This window comes from Streptomyces sp. NPDC056486 (assembly GCF_042795295.1).
GTDB lineage: Bacteria > Actinomycetota > Actinomycetes > Streptomycetales > Streptomycetaceae > Streptomyces.
In genome coordinates, this window is record NZ_JBHTSF010000002.1 from 54305 (window position 1) to 72153 (window position 17849).

15 protein-coding genes are annotated in these 17849 nt (G+C 70.1%); 9 read left to right on the top strand and 6 right to left on the bottom strand.

Annotated features, from left to right (window positions below; genetic code table 11):
* Complete coding sequence (locus tag ACFQ7F_RS01475) at positions 1-1209, top strand: glycine C-acetyltransferase (protein WP_383264359.1); 1209 nt, start codon at positions 1-3, stop codon at positions 1207-1209.
* 95 nt (positions 1210-1304) lie between these two features.
* The gene (locus tag ACFQ7F_RS01480; protein WP_383264361.1) at positions 1305-2204 is read left to right on the top strand and encodes a LysR family transcriptional regulator; all 900 of its coding nucleotides are present in this window, start codon (positions 1305-1307) and stop codon (positions 2202-2204) included.
* Positions 2205-2283: 79 nt separating this feature from the next.
* Here the strand turns inward: ACFQ7F_RS01480 and ACFQ7F_RS01485 are convergent, their stop codons facing one another.
* The 3 genes from ACFQ7F_RS01485 to ACFQ7F_RS01495 all read right to left on the bottom strand — a co-directional run bounded on the left by ACFQ7F_RS01485 (position 2284) and on the right by ACFQ7F_RS01495 (position 5126).
* The gene (locus ACFQ7F_RS01485) at positions 2284-3525 is read right to left on the bottom strand and encodes an RICIN domain-containing protein (protein WP_383264363.1); all 1242 of its coding nucleotides are present in this window, start codon (positions 3523-3525) and stop codon (positions 2284-2286) included.
* Positions 3526-3801: 276 nt separating this feature from the next.
* Positions 3802-4353: a hypothetical protein gene (locus tag ACFQ7F_RS01490; RefSeq protein ID WP_383264365.1), complete on the bottom strand. Its 552-nt coding sequence runs from the start codon at positions 4351-4353 to the stop codon at positions 3802-3804.
* 11 nt (positions 4354-4364) lie between these two features.
* A complete protein-coding gene (locus tag ACFQ7F_RS01495; RefSeq protein ID WP_383264367.1) occupies positions 4365-5126 on the bottom strand; it encodes a sulfite exporter TauE/SafE family protein in 762 nt (253 codons plus the stop codon).
* Between the two features lie 83 nt (positions 5127-5209).
* On the opposite strand from ACFQ7F_RS01495, the gene ACFQ7F_RS01500 reads away from it, so the two are divergent.
* On the top strand, positions 5210-6139 hold the full coding sequence (locus ACFQ7F_RS01500) for a LysR family transcriptional regulator (RefSeq protein WP_383264370.1): 930 nt from the start codon (positions 5210-5212) through the stop codon (positions 6137-6139).
* A 300-nt stretch (positions 6140-6439) separates the two neighbouring features.
* Here the strand turns inward: ACFQ7F_RS01500 and ACFQ7F_RS01505 are convergent, their stop codons facing one another.
* Positions 6440-7438 carry a LacI family DNA-binding transcriptional regulator gene (locus tag ACFQ7F_RS01505; RefSeq protein WP_383264372.1) on the bottom strand — a complete coding sequence of 333 codons (999 nt, stop codon included), beginning with the start codon at positions 7436-7438 and terminating at the stop codon, positions 6440-6442.
* Between the two features lie 389 nt (positions 7439-7827).
* Between ACFQ7F_RS01505 and ACFQ7F_RS01510 the strand changes: the two genes are divergently transcribed.
* From ACFQ7F_RS01510 to ACFQ7F_RS01530, 5 genes are all read left to right on the top strand, one after another.
* On the top strand, positions 7828-8709 hold the full coding sequence (locus ACFQ7F_RS01510; protein ID WP_383264374.1) for an ABC transporter permease: 882 nt from the start codon (positions 7828-7830) through the stop codon (positions 8707-8709).
* Between the two features lie 92 nt (positions 8710-8801).
* A complete protein-coding gene (locus ACFQ7F_RS01515) occupies positions 8802-9830 on the top strand; it encodes an ABC transporter substrate-binding protein (RefSeq protein ID WP_383264376.1) in 1029 nt (342 codons plus the stop codon).
* Between the two features lie 14 nt (positions 9831-9844).
* Entirely contained in the window at positions 9845-10699 is an 855-nt protein-coding gene (locus ACFQ7F_RS01520; RefSeq protein ID WP_383264379.1) for an ABC transporter ATP-binding protein, read from the top strand.
* Between the two features lie 46 nt (positions 10700-10745).
* Positions 10746-11309 (top strand): helix-turn-helix domain-containing protein, encoded by a 564-nt coding sequence (locus tag ACFQ7F_RS01525; protein ID WP_383264381.1) that lies wholly within the window; start codon positions 10746-10748, stop codon positions 11307-11309.
* The gene (locus ACFQ7F_RS01530; protein WP_383264384.1) at positions 11306-11848 is read left to right on the top strand and encodes a GNAT family N-acetyltransferase; all 543 of its coding nucleotides are present in this window, start codon (positions 11306-11308) and stop codon (positions 11846-11848) included. Before ACFQ7F_RS01525 ends, ACFQ7F_RS01530 begins: the two co-directional genes overlap by 4 nt.
* A 60-nt stretch (positions 11849-11908) precedes the next feature.
* Here the strand turns inward: ACFQ7F_RS01530 and ACFQ7F_RS01535 are convergent, their stop codons facing one another.
* Together ACFQ7F_RS01535 and ACFQ7F_RS01540 are read right to left on the bottom strand one after the other, a co-directional pair.
* Positions 11909-12727, bottom strand: a complete 819-nt coding sequence (locus ACFQ7F_RS01535; protein ID WP_383264839.1) for a sugar phosphate isomerase/epimerase family protein — start codon at positions 12725-12727, stop codon at positions 11909-11911.
* Positions 12728-12809: 82 nt separating this feature from the next.
* Positions 12810-16352, bottom strand: a complete 3543-nt coding sequence (locus ACFQ7F_RS01540; protein ID WP_383264387.1) for a ThuA domain-containing protein — start codon at positions 16350-16352, stop codon at positions 12810-12812.
* Positions 16353-16745: 393 nt separating this feature from the next.
* Here ACFQ7F_RS01540 and ACFQ7F_RS01545 point away from each other — a divergent pair, with 393 nt between their 5' ends.
* The gene (locus ACFQ7F_RS01545; protein WP_383264389.1) at positions 16746-17732 is read left to right on the top strand and encodes an alpha/beta fold hydrolase; all 987 of its coding nucleotides are present in this window, start codon (positions 16746-16748) and stop codon (positions 17730-17732) included.
* Positions 17733-17849 lie beyond the last annotated feature (117 nt).

Sequence of the window (17849 nt, forward strand, 5' to 3'; positions counted from 1 at the left end):
ATGTTCGACTCCGTACGCGACGACCTGCGCACCACCCTCGACGAGATCCGCGCCGCGGGCCTGCACAAGCCCGAGCGCGTCATCGGCACCCCGCAGTCCGCCACGGTCTCCGTCACCGCGGGGGGCCGCCCCGGCGAGGTGCTGAACTTCTGCGCGAACAACTACCTCGGCCTCGCCGACCACCCCGAGGTGACCGCCGCCGCGCACGAGGCCCTGGACCGCTGGGGCTACGGCATGGCGTCCGTGCGCTTCATCTGCGGTACGCAGGAGGTGCACAAGGAGCTGGAGGGGCGCCTGTCCGGGTTCCTGGGCCAGGAGGACACGATCCTCTACTCGTCCTGCTTCGACGCCAACGGCGGAGTCTTCGAGACGCTGCTCGGCGCCGAGGACGCGGTGATCTCGGACGCCCTCAACCACGCGTCGATCATCGACGGCATCCGGCTCTCCAAGGCCCGCCGCTTCCGCTACGCCAACCGCGACATGGCGGACCTGGAGCAGCAGTTGAAGGAGGCTTCCGAGGGCGGCGCACGCCGCAAGCTGGTCGTCACCGACGGCGTCTTCTCCATGGACGGGTACGTCGCCCCGCTGCGGGAGATCTGCGACCTCGCCGAGCGCTACGACGCCATGGTGATGGTCGACGACTCGCACGCCGTCGGCTTCGTGGGCCCCGGCGGACGCGGCACACCCGAGCTGCACGGCGTCATGGACCGCGTCGACATCATCACGGGCACCCTCGGCAAGGCGCTCGGCGGTGCCTCCGGCGGCTACGTGGCGGCGCGCGCGGAGATCGTCGCGCTCCTTCGCCAGCGCTCGCGCCCGTACCTCTTCTCGAACACCCTCGCCCCGGTGATCGCGGCGGCCTCGCTGAAGGTCATCGACCTCCTGGAGTCCGCGGGCGACCTGCGGGAACGGCTCGCCGCGAACACGGCGCTCTTCCGCTCGCGGATGACGGAAGAGGGCTTCGACATCCTGCCGGGCGACCACGCGATCGCCCCGGTGATGATCGGCGACGCCTCGGTCGCGGGACGGATGGCCGAGCTGCTCCTGGAGCGCGGCGTGTACGTGATCGGCTTCTCGTACCCCGTGGTGCCGCAGGGCGCTGCCCGCATCCGCGTCCAGCTGTCGGCCGCGCACTCCACGGATGACGTGAACCGTGCCGTGGACGCCTTCGTCGCGGCGCGGGCGGAGCTGGACGCTTCGGGCGCCTGAGTGCCCACGGGTGCCTGAGCGCGCCCACGAGCGCCCCAGGGGCTTGGCCGGACCGCTGGTGTCGGTGAGGTCCGCGGTTTGGGACAATCGACCCCATGATCGAAGCGCGGCGGCTGCACATCCTCCGTGCGGTGGCCGACCACCGCACGGTGACGGCCGCTGCCGCCGCGCTCTACCTCACGCCTTCCGCGGTCTCCCAGCAGCTGACCGCCCTGGAGCAGGAGACCGGCCACCGCCTGGTCGAGCGGGGCGCCCGCGGGGTCCGTCTCACCCCGGCGGGCGAGATCCTGCTCTCCCACACGAACGCGGTCCTCGCCCAGCTGGAACGGGCCGAGGCGGAGCTGGCCGCCTACGACTCGGGCGAGGCCGGGACGGTGACCGTGGCGTCCTTCGCCACGGGCATCGCCCTGGTGGTCGGTCCCGCCCTCGCCCGTCTTGCGTCCGGCGCCCCCGGGATACGGGTGCGGGTCCAGGACGCGGAGGGCGACGCGAGCCTGCCGATGGTGCTCGACCGGCAGGTGGATGTCGCCGTGGCGGTGGAGTACCGGGGCGCGCCGGGCGCGGACGATCCGCGCCTCACGCGGGTCCCGCTGTACGTCGAGCCGTTCGACGCGGTCCTCCCCGAGACGCATCGCCTCGCCGCGGTGGAGCGCGTACCGCTCGCGGAGCTCGCCAAGGACGCGTGGATCGGGCCCTTCGCGGGGAACCCCTGCCATGACGTGGTGATACTCGCCTGCGAGGCCGCGGGCTTCCAGCCCCTGCTCGAACACTGGTCGGACGATTTCCGGGCGGTGGTCGCCCTTGCTTCGGCGGGCATGGGTGTGGCCCTGGTGCCTCGGTCGGCGCTGCGCGGCATGGACGTATCGGGGGTGGTGATCCGCCCGGTGGAGGGCGTCGCTCCCACCCGCCGGGTGTTCGCGGCGGTGCGGTGCGGAGCGGAGGAACATCCGCTGATCCGCCCGGTGCTCGACGCGCTGGGGGAAGCGGCGGGCTAGGGCCAGGCCCGCGACCCGGCCCCGTCGGCGGTGCGCCCCGACGGGACAGGGCCGGGTACGGACGCCGGCGGGACGGCGGTTACATCCAGAGGCCGTCCAGGAACGGGTAGACGTCGGTGAGCCTGGCCGGACCCTGAATGAGCTTGTCCTCGGAGACGACGACGAACTCGTCGCCCTTGGTGAGGAAGTAGTGGGCCGTGGAGTCGGCGACGGCCGTGCTCGCCGCGTCCGGGCCGAAACCGAAGGCCTCAGGTGCGGCCGTCAGCAGGAACTGCTGGTGGTAGGAGCCACGCCTCAGGTGGACCTCCGCGGGGTCCACGGTGCAACTGTCCTTGCGGCCGAAGACCAGAAGCCTCCCGCCGTCGCTGCCGAAGCCGGTGACATCGCACAGTTCGCCGACCGCCTGCAGGAGTTCGGGGTGCAGGATGTGCTCCGCGTCGTGGACGGGCCCATGGCTCTTGTCGGAGAACTCGACGGCCTGGTCCCGCATGAAGCCCAGGTAGGTGTGGCCGCTGTGCCTGGCGGCCGGGCCGACGGCCTCGAAGCCGTCGCTGAACGGCTTGGGCAGGTGCGGGAACTGATCGGCGATCTTCCTCGGCCCCGCCTCGATGCCGCGCCGCTTGGAGAAGCGGATGAACTCGTCCCCGCGGAAGCCGTCGAAGCGCACGTAGGGCGTGTCGCTGTCCGGAATCGCCTTCGCCGCCGACTCGAAGATCCCGCCGCCCGCGTCGAGCGCCTGCTTGGTCGCGCCACTCAGGGAGCCCAGTACCGTACCCAGGACGCCTCCGCTGGAGGAGACCACGGTGGCCGTCAGCGCGTCGAACCCCTTGGCCTCGCCCCGACCCGGCACCCGTTCGAGGATCCACTGCTGGGCTGTGCGGGGCCCCAAGGCGGGCTTGGCCGCCTGCTCCAGGGGTGCGTCCGGCGTGCTGCTGTCGTCGCGGACGGACAGTAAATGGCCGCTGTTGACGTTGACCAGCGTGTACCGGTCGTCGCCGACCTCCACCGGCTGCCACAGCTGGGACATCAGCAGATCCTGCCGGGTCTCCGCCGGGCACTGCTGCACCGGCGAGCCCGCGCGCCCGCGGCCGGTCATGATGTCCATGCGCAAGGTGCTGTGGACGCTCTGCAGCGTCCAGGCGTCCTCCCTGGCCGCATTGGGCCGCAGATGCCACAACTGACTGTGCCGGGCGGTCCCTTGCGGGTGCAACTCCTGCTGCACGATCGGTACGCTCTGTGCGGTCTTGGCCCCCTGCACTCCCGCGTACAGGCCGCTCTCCTCGTTCTTGAGCAGGTAGATCCCCTCGGACAACGCAGACATTTGTCAACCTCCGTGGAAGACGGACAGTGATCCCCTCGCGTGTGCGCCTCACAGATTAGGAGGTGATACCGATTACGGATACGGGCTGATTTCGGCTGCTATTTACCCCTCAATTACCGGGACGTGTGGCGGTCACCCACACGGACGTCGACCCAGGTGGCAACAACTCTCCCCGTCGGCACATCCGTTGGGGGGACGCGCGGTGGGGCGGGACGCGCCGGGAGTGCGGGGGCCGGTTCTCATCCGTGGCGCGCCTCAGCTGCCGTTCGGGAGGCCCTATTTGCTATCGGGATCCCTCTGCTTGCTGCCTGGATCCCGCCGTACCAGGCCGCCGGAGACCGGTGCGGCGCCGAGATCGCCGTCCCCGTCCTCGTGGCGCAGGACCCAGTCGTCGAGGTCGCGCGCCGCCTCCAGCGGGTTGCCCGCCGTGTAGGCCCGCCACCAGCCCGCATCGCCGGCGCCTCCGACGGCACCGGCCTTCTGGAGTTCCTCCCGGAAACAGGACTCGGCCGCGGCGAAGCGTGCTCGCGCGCTCTGCGCCTCCACACCCAGAACGTCGCCGATGAGCTGCCAACTCGCGCCGCCGAGACGCTCGCTCACGGCGGCGGCCTCGAAGAACCGGTGCGCCGCTCTGAGGACACCGGCGGCGTCGGCCAGCACGGAGCCGGGGGAGCGGGCGGTGCCGTCGGGGTGCAGCTCGTGCTCGCCGATCGGTACGGCGGCGCGCGCGAGGCCGGCCAGTTCGCACGCCTCGTGGGCCATCGCCAACCGTGCTCGTGCCGCGTCCGTGTACGGCGACGCGGCGGCATCGGAGTCCTCGATCGCCATGCCGGTCGGCCTCAGCCGCGTACGAAGTAGAGGACGGTCATCGTCACGGCCGTGGTCAGGATGATGCTCCGCAGCACCCGGGCGGAGAGACGGCGTGCGAAGTGCGCGCCGCTGAAGCCACCGGCCAGCGCGCCGACGAACATCGCGGCGAGGACGAGCGGAGCGTTCAGCGCGTCCGATGCGACGAGGAGCAGTGCGGCCGCGCTGAGATTGATGGCCGCGATCTGGGTGACCCGCATCGGATTGCTGACGGCGGCGTCGAGACCGAGGCCGATGCCCCACAGGGCGAACATCATGATGCCTACGGCACCGCCGAAGTATCCGCCGTACAGCGCGAGCAGGAACTGGCCGACCAGGACGGCTCGCGGACTCATGTCGAGCCGGCGGCCGAGCGCGCTGCTGACCGCGCGGGAAAGGCGGCGGCCGAAGGCGAGGACCGCCGTGGCGAAGGCGAGCAGCCACGGCACGGCGGCGTCGAACGAGGCCGCGGGGAGGGTGAGGAGCAGGGCGGCGCCGATGCCGCCCCCGACCACGCTGACCGCCGTCAGGGACGTCGTCGACGTCGCCCCGAGCGGGGCGAGTTCACGCCGGTAGACCCATCCGCTGGCCACGGCTCCCGGCACCAGGGCGATCGTCGACGACGCGTTCGCCGTCACCGGGGACAGGCCGACCGCGACCAGAGCGGGCAGCGCCACGAACGTGCCTCCGCCGCCGACGGAGTTCAGCGCTCCGGCGGCGATGCCTGCTATCAGGACGAGCAGAATCTCGGACACCCGGCGAGCATCGCCCCGTGACGGGTGGGTCCACAATGCGTAATCGGTGTACCCAGCCTAAGGCTGTGCCATAGGCTCATGAGGTGCGCTACGACCTGGACGATCTGCGGCTCTTCCTCGACACCGTGACGGAGGGGTCGATCACGGCGGGCGCCCGCCGGATGCATCTGAGCCTGCCTTCGGCCAGCGCCAGGGTCCGCTCCCTTGAGCAGCAGGCCGGCGTGGCTCTCCTGATCCGCGGCAGGAGGGGCGTGCGCCCCACCCCGGCGGGGACCACACTGGCCCGGCACGCGCGCGAGGTCCTCGCCCAGACCGTCAGGCTCGAAAGCGCCGTCGCGAGTTATACGCGGTCCCCGACCGCGCCGCTGACCCTGCTGGGCGGCGGTTCCGCGGTGCACCGACTCGTGCCGCAGGCCCTGGTGTCGTTCCTCCGCGCGCACCCGGACGTCGACGTCCGGGTCTCCGAGAGGCGCACCCCGCAGATCGTGCGGATGCTCGTCGACGGCGAGGCGGACCTGGGCATCGTTCTCGACGACGAGGCACGCGACTGCGGTCTCGCCATGGAGCCCCTCGGCGACGACTCCCTCGTCGTGGTCGGCCAGGCCGGAGGGATCCTCGCGGGCCGTACGTCGTTGACCTACAGCGAGGCCGCCGAACACCCGCTCGTCGGGCTCGACGCCGACGCCTCGCTGCGTCGCTGGATCGAGAGACACGTGGGCCCCCACGCACCGGTGGTCCGCTACCGCACCACCGTCGCCAACCTCAACGTCCTGGTCGCCCTGGCCGCCGCGGGCGTCGGCCTCGCGATCGTCCCGCGCCGCGTGATCGACCCCACCCAGCCCCTGGACGTATGCGACCTGCAGGACCCCTGGGCCCGGCGCCACCACCTACTGGCATGGGGCGCCAAGAACGACCCCGCGTCCCCGGCGACAGAGGCGCTGGCCGACCACCTGCGCAAGGCGTCGACCTCGGAACCCATACTGCCGGGCCATCGGATGGCCGGGTGGGGTTGAATCCGCCGGAAGCCGGGAGCGGAGCCCTGGCAGGCGGCGGCCCGGTGGCAGTAACTACTGGCCGCCGTGAGCCCTCAGTCCGAGGGCCGCCCCGCAGTGCCACCTCGCCCCGCACCCGTTCCACCCGTGCCCCGCGCCCGCTCGCGGCCGACGGGAGTGCCGAGTTGGGCCCATCATGGCTGTCGCGGGCCGCGTCAGGCTGGGGGCCGCCGCAGCGCCACCTTGCCCTGCACCCGCTCGATCCGTGCCCCGACGCCCTGCTCGCGGCTGACCGGCGTGGCGCGGAAGGTCCCTGGCTGTTCAGGCCGAGGGCCGCCCCGTGCTGGCCCGCAGCACCACCTCGCCCCTCACCCGTTCCACCCGTGACCTCGTGCCCCGTTCGCGAAGCGCCAGGGCGAGCACATCCCGACCCATCCGCGTCAGCGGCAGCGCCACCGTGGTCAGCGGCGGGGTCAGTTCCCCGACCAGGGGGATGTCGTCGAAGCCCGCGAGCGACACGTCGTCCGGCACCCGAAGACCCCGCTCCCGCAGCGCACCCAGCGCCCCCACGGCCATCACGTCCGTCACCGCGAAGACGCACGTCGGCCGCTGCCCCCGGCGCAGCAGTTCGACCGCCGCCGCGTGCCCCCCGTCGCGGGTGAAGGCACCCTCCACGATCCGTTCCGGGGGCAGGGCGACCCCCGCGTCGGCCAGCGCCGCGCGGAACCCGGCCAGACGGTCCGCGACGGTGGTGAGCCGTTCGGGGCCGGTCAGGACGGCGAACTCCCGGTGGCCCAGGGAGAGCAGCGCCCGCGCCAGGGCCCCCGCCCCCGCCCGGTTCTCGGGCTGCACCGTGTCCACGCGCAGACTGCGGTGCCGGCTGACCACGGCGACGCGGCCCCCGTCACGTATGTAGGGAGCGAACTCCGCCTCCAACGCCCGTTCCCACGCGGGGTCCTGGAAGCCCGAGCCGATGAGCAGGATCGCGCGGGCCCGCTGCGCCCGCAGCATCGAGACGTACGCGATCTCCTGTGCCGGGGCACGGAACGTGCTGGCCAGCATGACCAGTACATCCTGCTCGGCCGCCGCCGCCATCACCCCGCTCGCGATCGCCGCGAAGTAGGGGTCGCCGACGTCGTGGCAGATGACGCCGACCGTGTTGTTCGATGAGCTGGCGAGCGCCTGCGCATGGGCGTTGGGGATGTACCCCAGCTGCTCCGCCGCTTCGAGCACCCGCCGCCGCAGGTCCTCGCGGACGCGGGTCGTGCCGTTCAGAGCCCGCGACGCGGTGGCCGGGGAGACCCCGGCGGTGCGGGCCACCGCGTGCAGAGTGACATGAGGCCCGCGTTCACGACCGCGCCCGGGCGCGGATCGCTGCTCACGGGATTGTCCCGAGCTGGTCATCCGGGAGCCGGTCTGTCCCGAGCCGGTCTGCCCCGAGCCCGCTCTCCCCGATCCGGCGGCGGCCAACCCCTCGTACCCCCGCCCCGTTCCGGATTTCTTCTCACGGGACCGCCCTGCTCCGGGTTCCTGCTCGCGCCCCAGCACCCGCACCGCGCCCCCTTCGTCTCGCGCCGCGAAACTTCGAGCCGACCTATTGACCCTGCGGTCAGCCAGTCATTAGCGTGGCGGACACCTTATCAGAAAGCGCTTTCTGAAAGCGGTTTCCGCACCACCCAAGCTCCGCAACTGACTCAGAAGTTCGCTGAATGCCAGGGGAGTTCACCGTGAGCCAGAGCGCACTACAGGCAACTCCCGTGAAAACGGCGGGCGTTGCCGAACGCAGCCGCCCGACCCTGCGGCAACGTACCGCCGATGCGGCCGAGAAGAGCTGGCGTCCACTCGTCCTGCTGCTCGTCTGCTTCGGGGCGTGGTGGCTGATCGCCGCCACCGAGATGGTCGAGGCGTACCTCGTGCCCTCGCCCGGCGCGACCCTCGACGTGATCCTCGACAAGCCCGACTACCTGTGGCAGCACACCTGGGTCACCACCTACGAGACCCTGCTCGGCTTCGTCATCGCCGTGGGCGTCGGCATCCTCGCCGCGGTCGTCATGGTCTACTCGACGACCGTCGAGAAGACGCTCTATCCGATCCTCCTCTTCGCCCAGGTCGTACCGAAGATCGCGATCGCCCCGCTGTTCGTCGTCTGGCTCGGCTTCGGTATCACCCCGAAGATCCTCATCGCCGTTCTGATCGCCTTCTTCCCTGTCGTCATCTCGATGGTGACCGGGCTGAAAGCCGTCGACCCGGAGATGCTCCAGCTCTCCGCCACCATGGGCGCGAGGCCCTGGCAGACCTTCCTCAAGATCCGCTTCCCGGCGTCGCTTCCACACCTGTTCTCCGGCCTGAAGGTGGCCGTCACCCTCGCCGTCACCGGTGCCGTCGTGGGCGAGTTCGTCGGCGCGAACGAAGGCCTCGGCTATGTGATCCTCCAGGCCAACGGAAACCTCGACACCCCGATGCTCTTCGCGGGGCTGCTCGTCATGTCGCTGATCGGCGTCGTCCTCTTCGTGCTCGTCGAGATCGCCGAGAAGCTCCTCCTGCCGTGGCACGCGAGCCGCAGGGACGTGGCCGCCACCACTACTTACTGACGCCCACCACTACCTACTGACACCCACCACGCGGTGCCGGCGCACCCACCCCGCCATGTCCGATGCTCGACGTACGCGAGAAGGGCCCGCCCATGCACGCGCGCAGACTGCTCACCGGCCTCGTCCCCCTGACCCTCGTCGCGGTGACCGCGACGGCCTGCGGCGGCGATGACGACAAGACGAGCACCAGCGACTCCGGCAAGAAGCTCGACAAAGTGACGCTGACGCTCAACTGGTATCCCTACGGCGAGCACGCGCCGTTCTACTACGGCAAGAAGCAGAAGATCTTCGAGAAGCACGGCATCGACCTGGACATCAGGGCGGGCCAGGGCTCGCAGAAGACCGTGCAGGCCACCGCCGCCGGGCAGACCGACTTCGGCTGGGCGGACACTCCGGCGGTGCTCGCGGGCGTCGACCAGGGCGTCAAGGTGAAGAGCCTCGGGGTCTTCCTCCAGACGACGCCCGCCTCCGTGCAGTTCTTCGACGCCCAGGGCATCAAGGCCCCCGCCGATCTCAAGGGCAAGATGATCGCGGGCACGGCGGGCGACGCGCTCACCAAGACCTTCCCGATCTTCCTGGAGAAGAACGGCATGGAGATATCCGACGTCAAGGTCCAGAACACCGACCCGGCAGGCAAGATCGCCGCGGTGATCTCCGGCAAGACGGACGCGCTGCTCGGGTACGCGAGCGACCAGGGCCCTACCATGCAGAACAAGGCCAAGAAGGACGTCTCGTATCTGCGCTTCTCGGAGAACGGCCTCAACTTCTACTCCAACGGCCTCATCGCAGGGCCCAAGACCCTTCAGGGCAACGGAGATCTGGCCAAGCGCATGACCGCCGCAGTGAGCGAGTCCTGGGCGGCCGCCGAGAAGAGCCCGGAGCCCGCGGTCGCCGCGATGGAGGGCGCGTCCGAGCAACTGCCGCCCAAGGACGTCCTGTCCGAGCAGTTCAAGACGACGCTGACCCTGCTGCACACCGACGCCACGAAGGGGAAGGCACCGGGCGCCAACACGGAGGCGGACTGGCAGCAGACCATTGACGTCTTCTCGAAGGCGGGCATGGTCAAGGAGGCCAAACCCGTCGCGGAGTACTGGGACGCGGCCAAGGGGATCAAGGGTTGAGGGGCGGCAGGGCAATGACGAAGGACGCGTCTCTCAAGACGACCGGCGACCCACAGGCGAGTGACGATCCACGTGCGTCGGCGGGGGAGGCGAGGGAGTCGGCGGCGGTGCGCCTCGACGACGTCGCCGTCCGCTTCCGTACGAAGAAGAAGGACGTCACCGCGTTGCAGGACGTCTCGCTGAACGTCGGCGCGGGCGAATTCGTGGCGATCGTCGGGCCTTCGGGGTGCGGCAAGTCCACCCTCCTGAAGCTGGTCGCCGGGCTGCTCGCCCCCTCGTCGGGCGGCGTACTCCTCGGCGGCGAGGCGGTGCGCGGGCCGCGCCGCGACATCGGCTACGTCTTCCAGCGTGCCGCGCTCCTTGACTGGCGCACGGCACGCCGCAACATCCTGCTCCAGGCGGAGATACGCAAGATCCCCGGCGCCGAAGCACGCGCGCGTACCGATGAGTTGATCCGCATGACCGGACTCACCGGCTTCGAGGACGCCTATCCGCACGAGCTGTCCGGCGGCATGCAGCAGCGCGTCGCACTCTGCCGCGCTCTGCTGCACGAGCCACCGGTACTGCTCATGGACGAGCCCTTCGGGGCGCTCGACGCGCTCACGCGAGAACAGATGAACGTCGAGCTGAACCGGATCTGGCGCGAGACCGGAACCACGGTCCTCCTGGTGACCCACTCGATCCCGGAGGCCGTCTACCTGGCGGACCGCGTCGTCGTGATGAGCCCGCGCCCCGGCACGGTGGAGGAGATCATCGACGTCGGCCTCCCCGCCGAGCGTTCGTACGCGACGACGCTGGCGACAGCCGAGTTCGGCGAGGCCACCGGACGTATCCGCGAGCTTCTGGGGGCGGCGTCGGCGCACGAGTGAGGCGCGTTGCCGCACCTCGTTCCATATGTGGGATAGCGTGCCACATATGGAACGCGATGATGTCGACGAGCGGCTCGCCACCCGCCTCGCCGAGCTGCGGACGGAACGCGGCTGGTCCCTGGGCGACCTGGCGGACCGCAGCGGCGTGAGCCGCTCCACCCTGTCGCGGGCCGAACGCGCGGAGATCAGCCCCACCGCGTCCCTCCTGAATCGGCTCTGCGCCGTCTACGAACGCACGATGTCGCAGCTCCTGAGCGAGGTGGAGGCCGAACCCGCGCAGCTGGTGCGCGCGGCCGAGCAGAGCGTGTGGACCGACGGTGCGTCCGGCTTCGTACGGAGGTCGGTGTCGCCGCCGCACGCGGGGCTGCGCGGCGAGCTCGTCGAGGGCTGCCTGGAGCCCGGCGCGGACGTCGCGTACGACCGGCCTCCCGTACCTGGCCTGGAACAGCACATCTGGGTGCTCGACGGGACGTTGGAGATCACCGTGCAGGGCGAGACGCACGCCCTGGACACCGGGGACTGCCTGCGCTTCCGGCTCTGGGGGCCGACGCGGTTCCGGTGCGTGGGGAAGCGGGCCGTGCGGTACGCCCTGGTGGTGGTCGCGCGATGAGGGCGGGGCGGGCGACGGCCACGCCGACGCGCCTCACATCGGATCAACTATGCGCATCCGCCGCCGACTTGGGGGCATTGCTCGCCGACGTCGTGGACGGCGGCTCCTCCCTCGGCTTCCTCGCGCCCCTCGACCGGGCAGCCGCCGCCGACTGGTGGCGGGGCCTGGCGCCGGCGGTGGCGGACGGGCGGCTCGCCGTCTGGGCCGCGCGCGACGCCGGGCGGGTCACCGGGACCGTCAGCGTCGGCTTCGTGGACAAACCCAACGGCAGACACCGCGCCGAGATCCTCAAGCTGATGGTCCACAGCTCCGCGCGCGGTCAGGGCCTCGCCCGCACCCTCCTGGCCACCGCGGAACAAGCGGCGGCCGACGCGGGCGTGACCCTCTTGATCCTGGACACGGAGACGGGAAGCCCCGCCGAGTCCCTCTACCGGGCCGAGGGCTGGACGGCAGCCGGGGTCATCCCGGACTACGCGGCCGATCCGGCCGGAGTGCTCCACCCGACGACACTCTTCTTCAAGAAGGTGGGCCTTCTCTAAAAGGTGGCCCTTCTTTAAGAAGGTGGGCGGTTCGAGCGCACCCCGGCCGGACCCGGCACATCAGTACCGCAGCGCCGCCAGATACCGGAAACTGTTACGGGCCGTGGCGAACGGATCGGTGGGGGTGTCGTGCTCCACCAGCCACTGCTTGACGCCGCCCACATGTGCGTGGTCGAACATCGCGGCGAAGTCCAGCGTCCCCGAGCCGACATCGGCGAAGCCGCCGTCCGGCGCCATGTCCTTCACATGGAGCGCGGGGAACCGCCGCCGGTGCCGTACGAAGTACGCCGCCGGATCCCCGCCGCCCTTCGCCGCCCAGTACACGTCCAGTTCGAAGCCGACCAGATGCGGGTCGGTCTCGGTCAGGAGGATGTCGTACAGGCTCGTGCCGTCCACCACCACATGGTCCGTGCCGTGGTTGTGGAACAGAACAGGGCCCAGGCCCGCGTCGCGCGAGGCCTGACCGATGCGGTTGAACTGCCGTGCTGCTTCCCGGAAACCGTCCGGCGTGTGCAGCGCGCCCGGCAGGCTCGGCACCACCGGCCACTTCGCGCCGAGGGTGTGCAGATCCTCCAGAGCCCGGGGCAGGCCACTGCCCTTGAGCGTGTCGTACGCGACGTGCTCGAGGACCGCCTTCAGGTCCACCGCGTCGAGCATCCTACGGATGTCGGCCGCGCCGTACCCGTGCCGGCCGCTCACGCCCACGGTCGCGTAACCGATGTCGGAGAGCTGCTCCAGCGTGCCCGCGAAGTCCCTCGCGAGGACGTCGCGCATCGTGTAGAGGTGCATGCCGATGCCGCCGCGCGGGATGCGCCGGCACCGTGACGCCTCACCCGCGTGCGCGGGCAGCGCGGTGGTGGCCGCTGCCGCGAGCCCCATCGACGTACCGAGAAAGGCTCGCCTGGTCCCGTTCAGGCCGCTTCTCTTCCCGTTCGGACTGTTTCTCTTCATGGCCGACCCCTCACTTCGCCGTGATCCGGACCGCGCCGGTCGTCGTGTCGCCCTTGTCGTCGGTGACGGTCAGATGCGCCGTGTACGACCCCGCGCGCGCGTACGTGTGCTCGGCGCTGCCGCTCTCCGTACCGGAGGGCTTGGCGTTGTCACCGAAGTCCCAGTGGTACGAGGCCGCGGTACGGCCCTGCGGAAGCTTCACCGTGCTCGTCAGCTTGACGGCGAGCGGCGCGGTGCCGTCGGCCGGAGCCGCCTTGACCGTCACCTTCGCGCCGGCCTTCTTCTCGACGCCGGGGCCGTTGAAGTGCAGCCAGTCGACGCTGAGGAGATCCTCCTTGTCGGCGGACCACTCGGGGTTGGTGAAGACGGCGTACAGCTTCGTCGTGCCGTCGTGCGCGGCCAGTTGGGCGGTCGGCGAGATGAAGTTGCTCCAGCCGCCTGTCCTGGGCACGTTCACCTTGCCGAGCAGCTTGCCCGTGGGAGACCCGGCGCGGAACTCGATGTCACCGCCGAGCCCGCCCGAAGACGCGCCCACCGTCACGGAGTCGACGCCCTTGAGGTTCACCGGGTCGAAGGAGACCCAGTCCCCGTCCTCGATCTCGATGAGCCGCTTGCCGCCGGACGCGTCCGCGCGCTCACCGGTGTCCACGCCCCCGTGCGCCCCACCGGTGGTGGTGCGGTGCTCGGCCTCGCGGAAGGAGGTCCGCAGCGTCAGCGAGGCGGAACCCGTCAGGGCGGGCACCCCGGACGCGCCCTTGTCCTCGTACTGGGCAGTGATCCCGTAGTAGAGATTCTGCCCCGGTCCGTGGCTGTCCCCGGCGTCCGTCACGATCTCGCCCGCGCAGCCGGTGTAGTTGTCCAGCGGGTGCAGATGGGCGTCGTGCCCGAGCTGGGACTGGACGACGACCCGCTTGCAGTCGATCTTCCCGTCCTCCTTGTCCGTCACCTTGATCTTGAACGGAATCGTGTCCCCGAAGCTGAACGTCCCGCCGTTGGGCGGCTGTTGGATCGTCACCACGGGACGGGTGTTACCGACGGTGATCTCCTGCACGGCCAGACCACTCAGCTCGTCCGGGCCCGTCACCTTCAGGCGCGCGTTGAACAGCCCCTTCTTGGTGTAGGTGTACGTCGGGTCGGCCTCGGTGGAGTCGGTCGTGCCGTTGCCGTCGAAGTCCCACGCGTACGTGACGGGCTTGTCGCCCGGAAGGCCCGAACCCGCGCTGGAGAACTTGACCTTGAGCGGGGTGCTTCCGTTGTCCGGAGTGGCCGAGACGCGGGCGTCCGGAAGGCGTCCGTCCGCCACGTAGTCGATGCGGTAGATGCCCGCGCCCTCGTTGCTGCCGCCGCGGCCCGTGCCGCTGCCGAGCCCGAAGTCGATGACGTACATCGCGCCGTCAGGACCGAAGTCGGCGTCGAAAGGCTGGTTCCATTTCATGTCCGGGAAAATGGAGTTGATCGAATTCAGGTCGCCCGCCTTGGCGGGGTCGAAGCGCGGATCGTTGAACGTCTGGTCCTTCTCCTGCATCGAGAAGACCTTGAACCACTGCCGCGTCAGCTCGTAGTTGAACCACTTCCCCTCGAAGTACTCGGGGAACTTCGTCTTGTACGTGTTGGAGGCGTCGTAGTCGTAGACGGGGCCGCTCATCGGGGCGCCGCCGCCCGTGCCGAGCTCGGGGAACTCCGCAGAGGCGGAGTAGGCGTACCAGACGTCCGCGGCCTGCGCCGGCGGAAGGTCCCGCAGGCCCGTGTTGTTCGGCGAATCGTTCACGATCTTCGAGCAGTCGAATTTCGCGCCCGACTTCTTCGTCGCGAAGTCGTAGTCGTTGAACGGGGTGTTGTTGCCGACGCAGTACGGCCAGCCGTAATTGCCCGCCTTGGTGATGCGGTTGAACTCGACCGTCCCCTCGGGGCCGCGGTCGGCGACGGCAGCCCTCGCGTCGGGCCCGTAGTCGGCCATGAGGAGGGCGCCGCTCAGCGGGTCCGTGGTGATGCGGAAGGGATTGCGCATGCCCATCGCGTAGATCTCGGACCTGGTCTTGTCGGTCCCCGGCGCGAAGAGATTCCCCTCCGGCACGGAATAGGTCCCGTCGTCCTTCGGCGTGACGCGCAGGACCTTGCCGCGCAGGTCGTTCGTATTGCCCGAGGTGCCTTGCGCGTCCCAGGCGCGGCGGCCCTCGCGCTCGTCGATCGGGCTGAATCCGTCCGACGCGAACGGATCGGTGTTGTCACCCGTCGCGATGTAGAGGTCGCCCTTCTTGTCGAAGGCGATCGAGCCCGCCATGTGCGAGTTCGCCCGGCCTTCGCCACGGAAGGTGGGAATGGTCAGGATCCGCTTCTCCGACGCCGGATCGACCTTGCCGCCCGCTTCGGTGAAGCGGGAGAGATTGATGCGTTTCTCGGTCTTGTCGGAGTTGAGGAGATAGACCCAGTGGTTGTCCTGGAACTTCGGGTCGAGCGCGAGGCCGAGCAGCCCGTCCGACTGGCTCGTCATCTCGGGCGTGTAGTCGAAGTCGAGCGCCGTGGAGACCTTCAGCGTCTCCTGGTCGATGATCTTCAACTTCCCGGTGCGCTGGACGAAGAACACCCGGCGGTCGGGGGCGACGGCAAGCTCGAAGGGGTCGGCCAGGTCGTTGGTGGCGAGCGGCGTGCGCTGGAAGGCGCCGGTCTTGGTGGCGGTGCAGTCGCCGGACTTGTTGCCGGCGGCCCACTCGATGCCACCGAGGATGTGCTTGAGGAAGCCCTCTTCCTGGAAGGCCGCCTTGTCGTGCCCGCCCGCCGTGTACCAGGAGCGGCCGCCGTCATAGTTCTGGCACCAGGACCACGGCTGGTCGACGCCCTCGTCGAGACCGGTGACGCCGTCGCGCACCTTGACCTGCGCGAGCGTGTGCACCTTCCCCGTCGGATTGGTGCGCCAGTTGTACCACTCCTCCTTGCGCTCCCAGAGCTCAGGAAGCCCCTTGGTGGAGGGGTGCGCGTGGTCGAGCACCTTGATCCGCCCGGTCTGCACCTCGGGGTGCTTGTCGAAGATCGCGCCGACCAGACCCTCGTACCAGGCCCAGTCCCGCTCACTGGCCGAAGCCGAGTGCAGGCCGACCCAGCCGCCGCCCGCTCGGACGTACTTCGTGAAGGCCGTGCGCTGCTCGGCGTCGAGCAGATCACCCGTCTCAGGGGTCGAGTTGGTGTTGTTGAAGATGATGGCCTGGAAGCGGGCGAGATTGGCGTCGGTGAAGGCTGCCGCGTCGTCCGTGGCCTCCACCTCGAAGCCGTTCTCGCTGCCGAGCTTCTTGATGGCCTCGATGCCCGCGGGGATCGATTCGTGGTGGGAGTTCGTGGTCTTGGAGAAGACCAGAACCCGGTACGGGGCGGCCGCGGCTGCGGCCGGGGCTTTCGGCTCCGGATCCGCTTGTGCTGTCGCGCGGGGCGGTGCGGTGAGGCCGAGGCCGATCACGAGGGCCAGCAGGGCGATGAGCGCGAGCCAGGGGCTCGGCGTGGTGGGGCCGGGTCTCGGCCGTACGGGTCCGCGTCTGGGCGCGGTGGGACTCGTGGTACTCATGGCGCTCCCTGGGCTGGGCTGGTGGACGGCTGCCGGTAGCCGGGTGTGCGGTGAGTGCGAGTTGCGCGGTACTGGTTGCATGGTGCGCGGGTGCTTGGTCCGGCCTCGGTGTGCGGAGGCTAGAAAGCGCTTTCTCCCGCGCGCTGTTCAGCGTAGGTTCCGCTCTGACGGGGGGTCAATGGGTCGGAAGGGCCTGGCGTGAGAAGGGAATCACCGCGAGGTACCGGTAGAGCCACTGGTATGAGGTCGCGTGTGCGGGGGAGGGTTTCAGGGCCAGGAAACGCAGCCGTACGGAAGCCGCACGAACGCCGTACGGATGCCGCACGAACGCCATACGGAAGCCGCACAGCTGTACGGAAGCCGTACCGAAGCCGCACAGGGGAGTCTCCCGCCATGTCTGACCACGCCTCGACACCCGCCCCCGCCGCGTACACCGCCGGACTGGTGAACGCGGCGGACGGCGTCCCCGTCGCCACGTACACCTGGCTGCCCGAAGGCGGCCGACCGCGCGCCTTCGTGCAGATCGCGCACGGCGCGGGTGAACACGCCCTGCGCTACGACCGGTTCGCGCGCCACCTGGTCGCGCACGGCTATGGGGTGATCGCCTCCGACCACCGGGGCCACGGCGCGACGGCGCAGGCGACGGGCGGGTACGGGGTGACGGGTTCGTCGGCCGACGCATCCGCCGCAGGGCCCTCCTTCGACAGCTGGCGCGCCATCGTCGACGACCTCAAGGCGATCGGCGACCAGGTGCGCACCCTGAATCCCGGAACCCCGCTCTTCCTGCTCGGCCACAGCATGGGCTCGCACCTGGCCAGGGACTACGCCCAGGAGTTCCCGGACGGCCTCGCGGGTCTGATCCTCTCCGGAACGTTCCGCTCCCTGCCCGGGGTCGGCATCGAGGAGTCGATCGTCCGCCTGGAGCGCGAGATCGCCGAGGACGACCGCGAGTCGCTCTCCTCCTACCTCCCCGAACTCTTCGCCGCCTTCAACGACCCGTACCCGCACCGCACCGGTTTCGAGTGGCTCTCCCGCGACGAGGCCGAGGTCGATGCGTACGTCGCCGACGAGCGCTGCGGATTCCCGTTCTCCGCCGGGCTCTGCCTGGACTGGGTGCGTGCCGTACGCAAGATGAACGACCCGCGGAACCTGGCCCGGGTCCCGGCGGACCTGCCCGTCCACATCGCCGTCGGCACCGAGGACCCCTGCAACCAGGGCATGACGCTGGTCCATGAACTCCTTGAGGACTTCCGGTACGTGGGCCTGGACGACCTCACCTGGAGGGGGTACGAGGGGGCGCGCCACGAGATCCTCAACGAGACCAACAGGGACGAGGTCCAGGAGGACCTGACGGACTGGCTGGACAAGCGGGTGCTGTGAAGGGCGTCGAGCTGTCGCCGTATCGGAGAGCCGAAGCGGCGCGCGTCGGCATCCGCATCCGGCCATGCACAGGCCCTGATCCGGCCTCAGTTGCTCCTTCTCGGCACGCTGCTTACT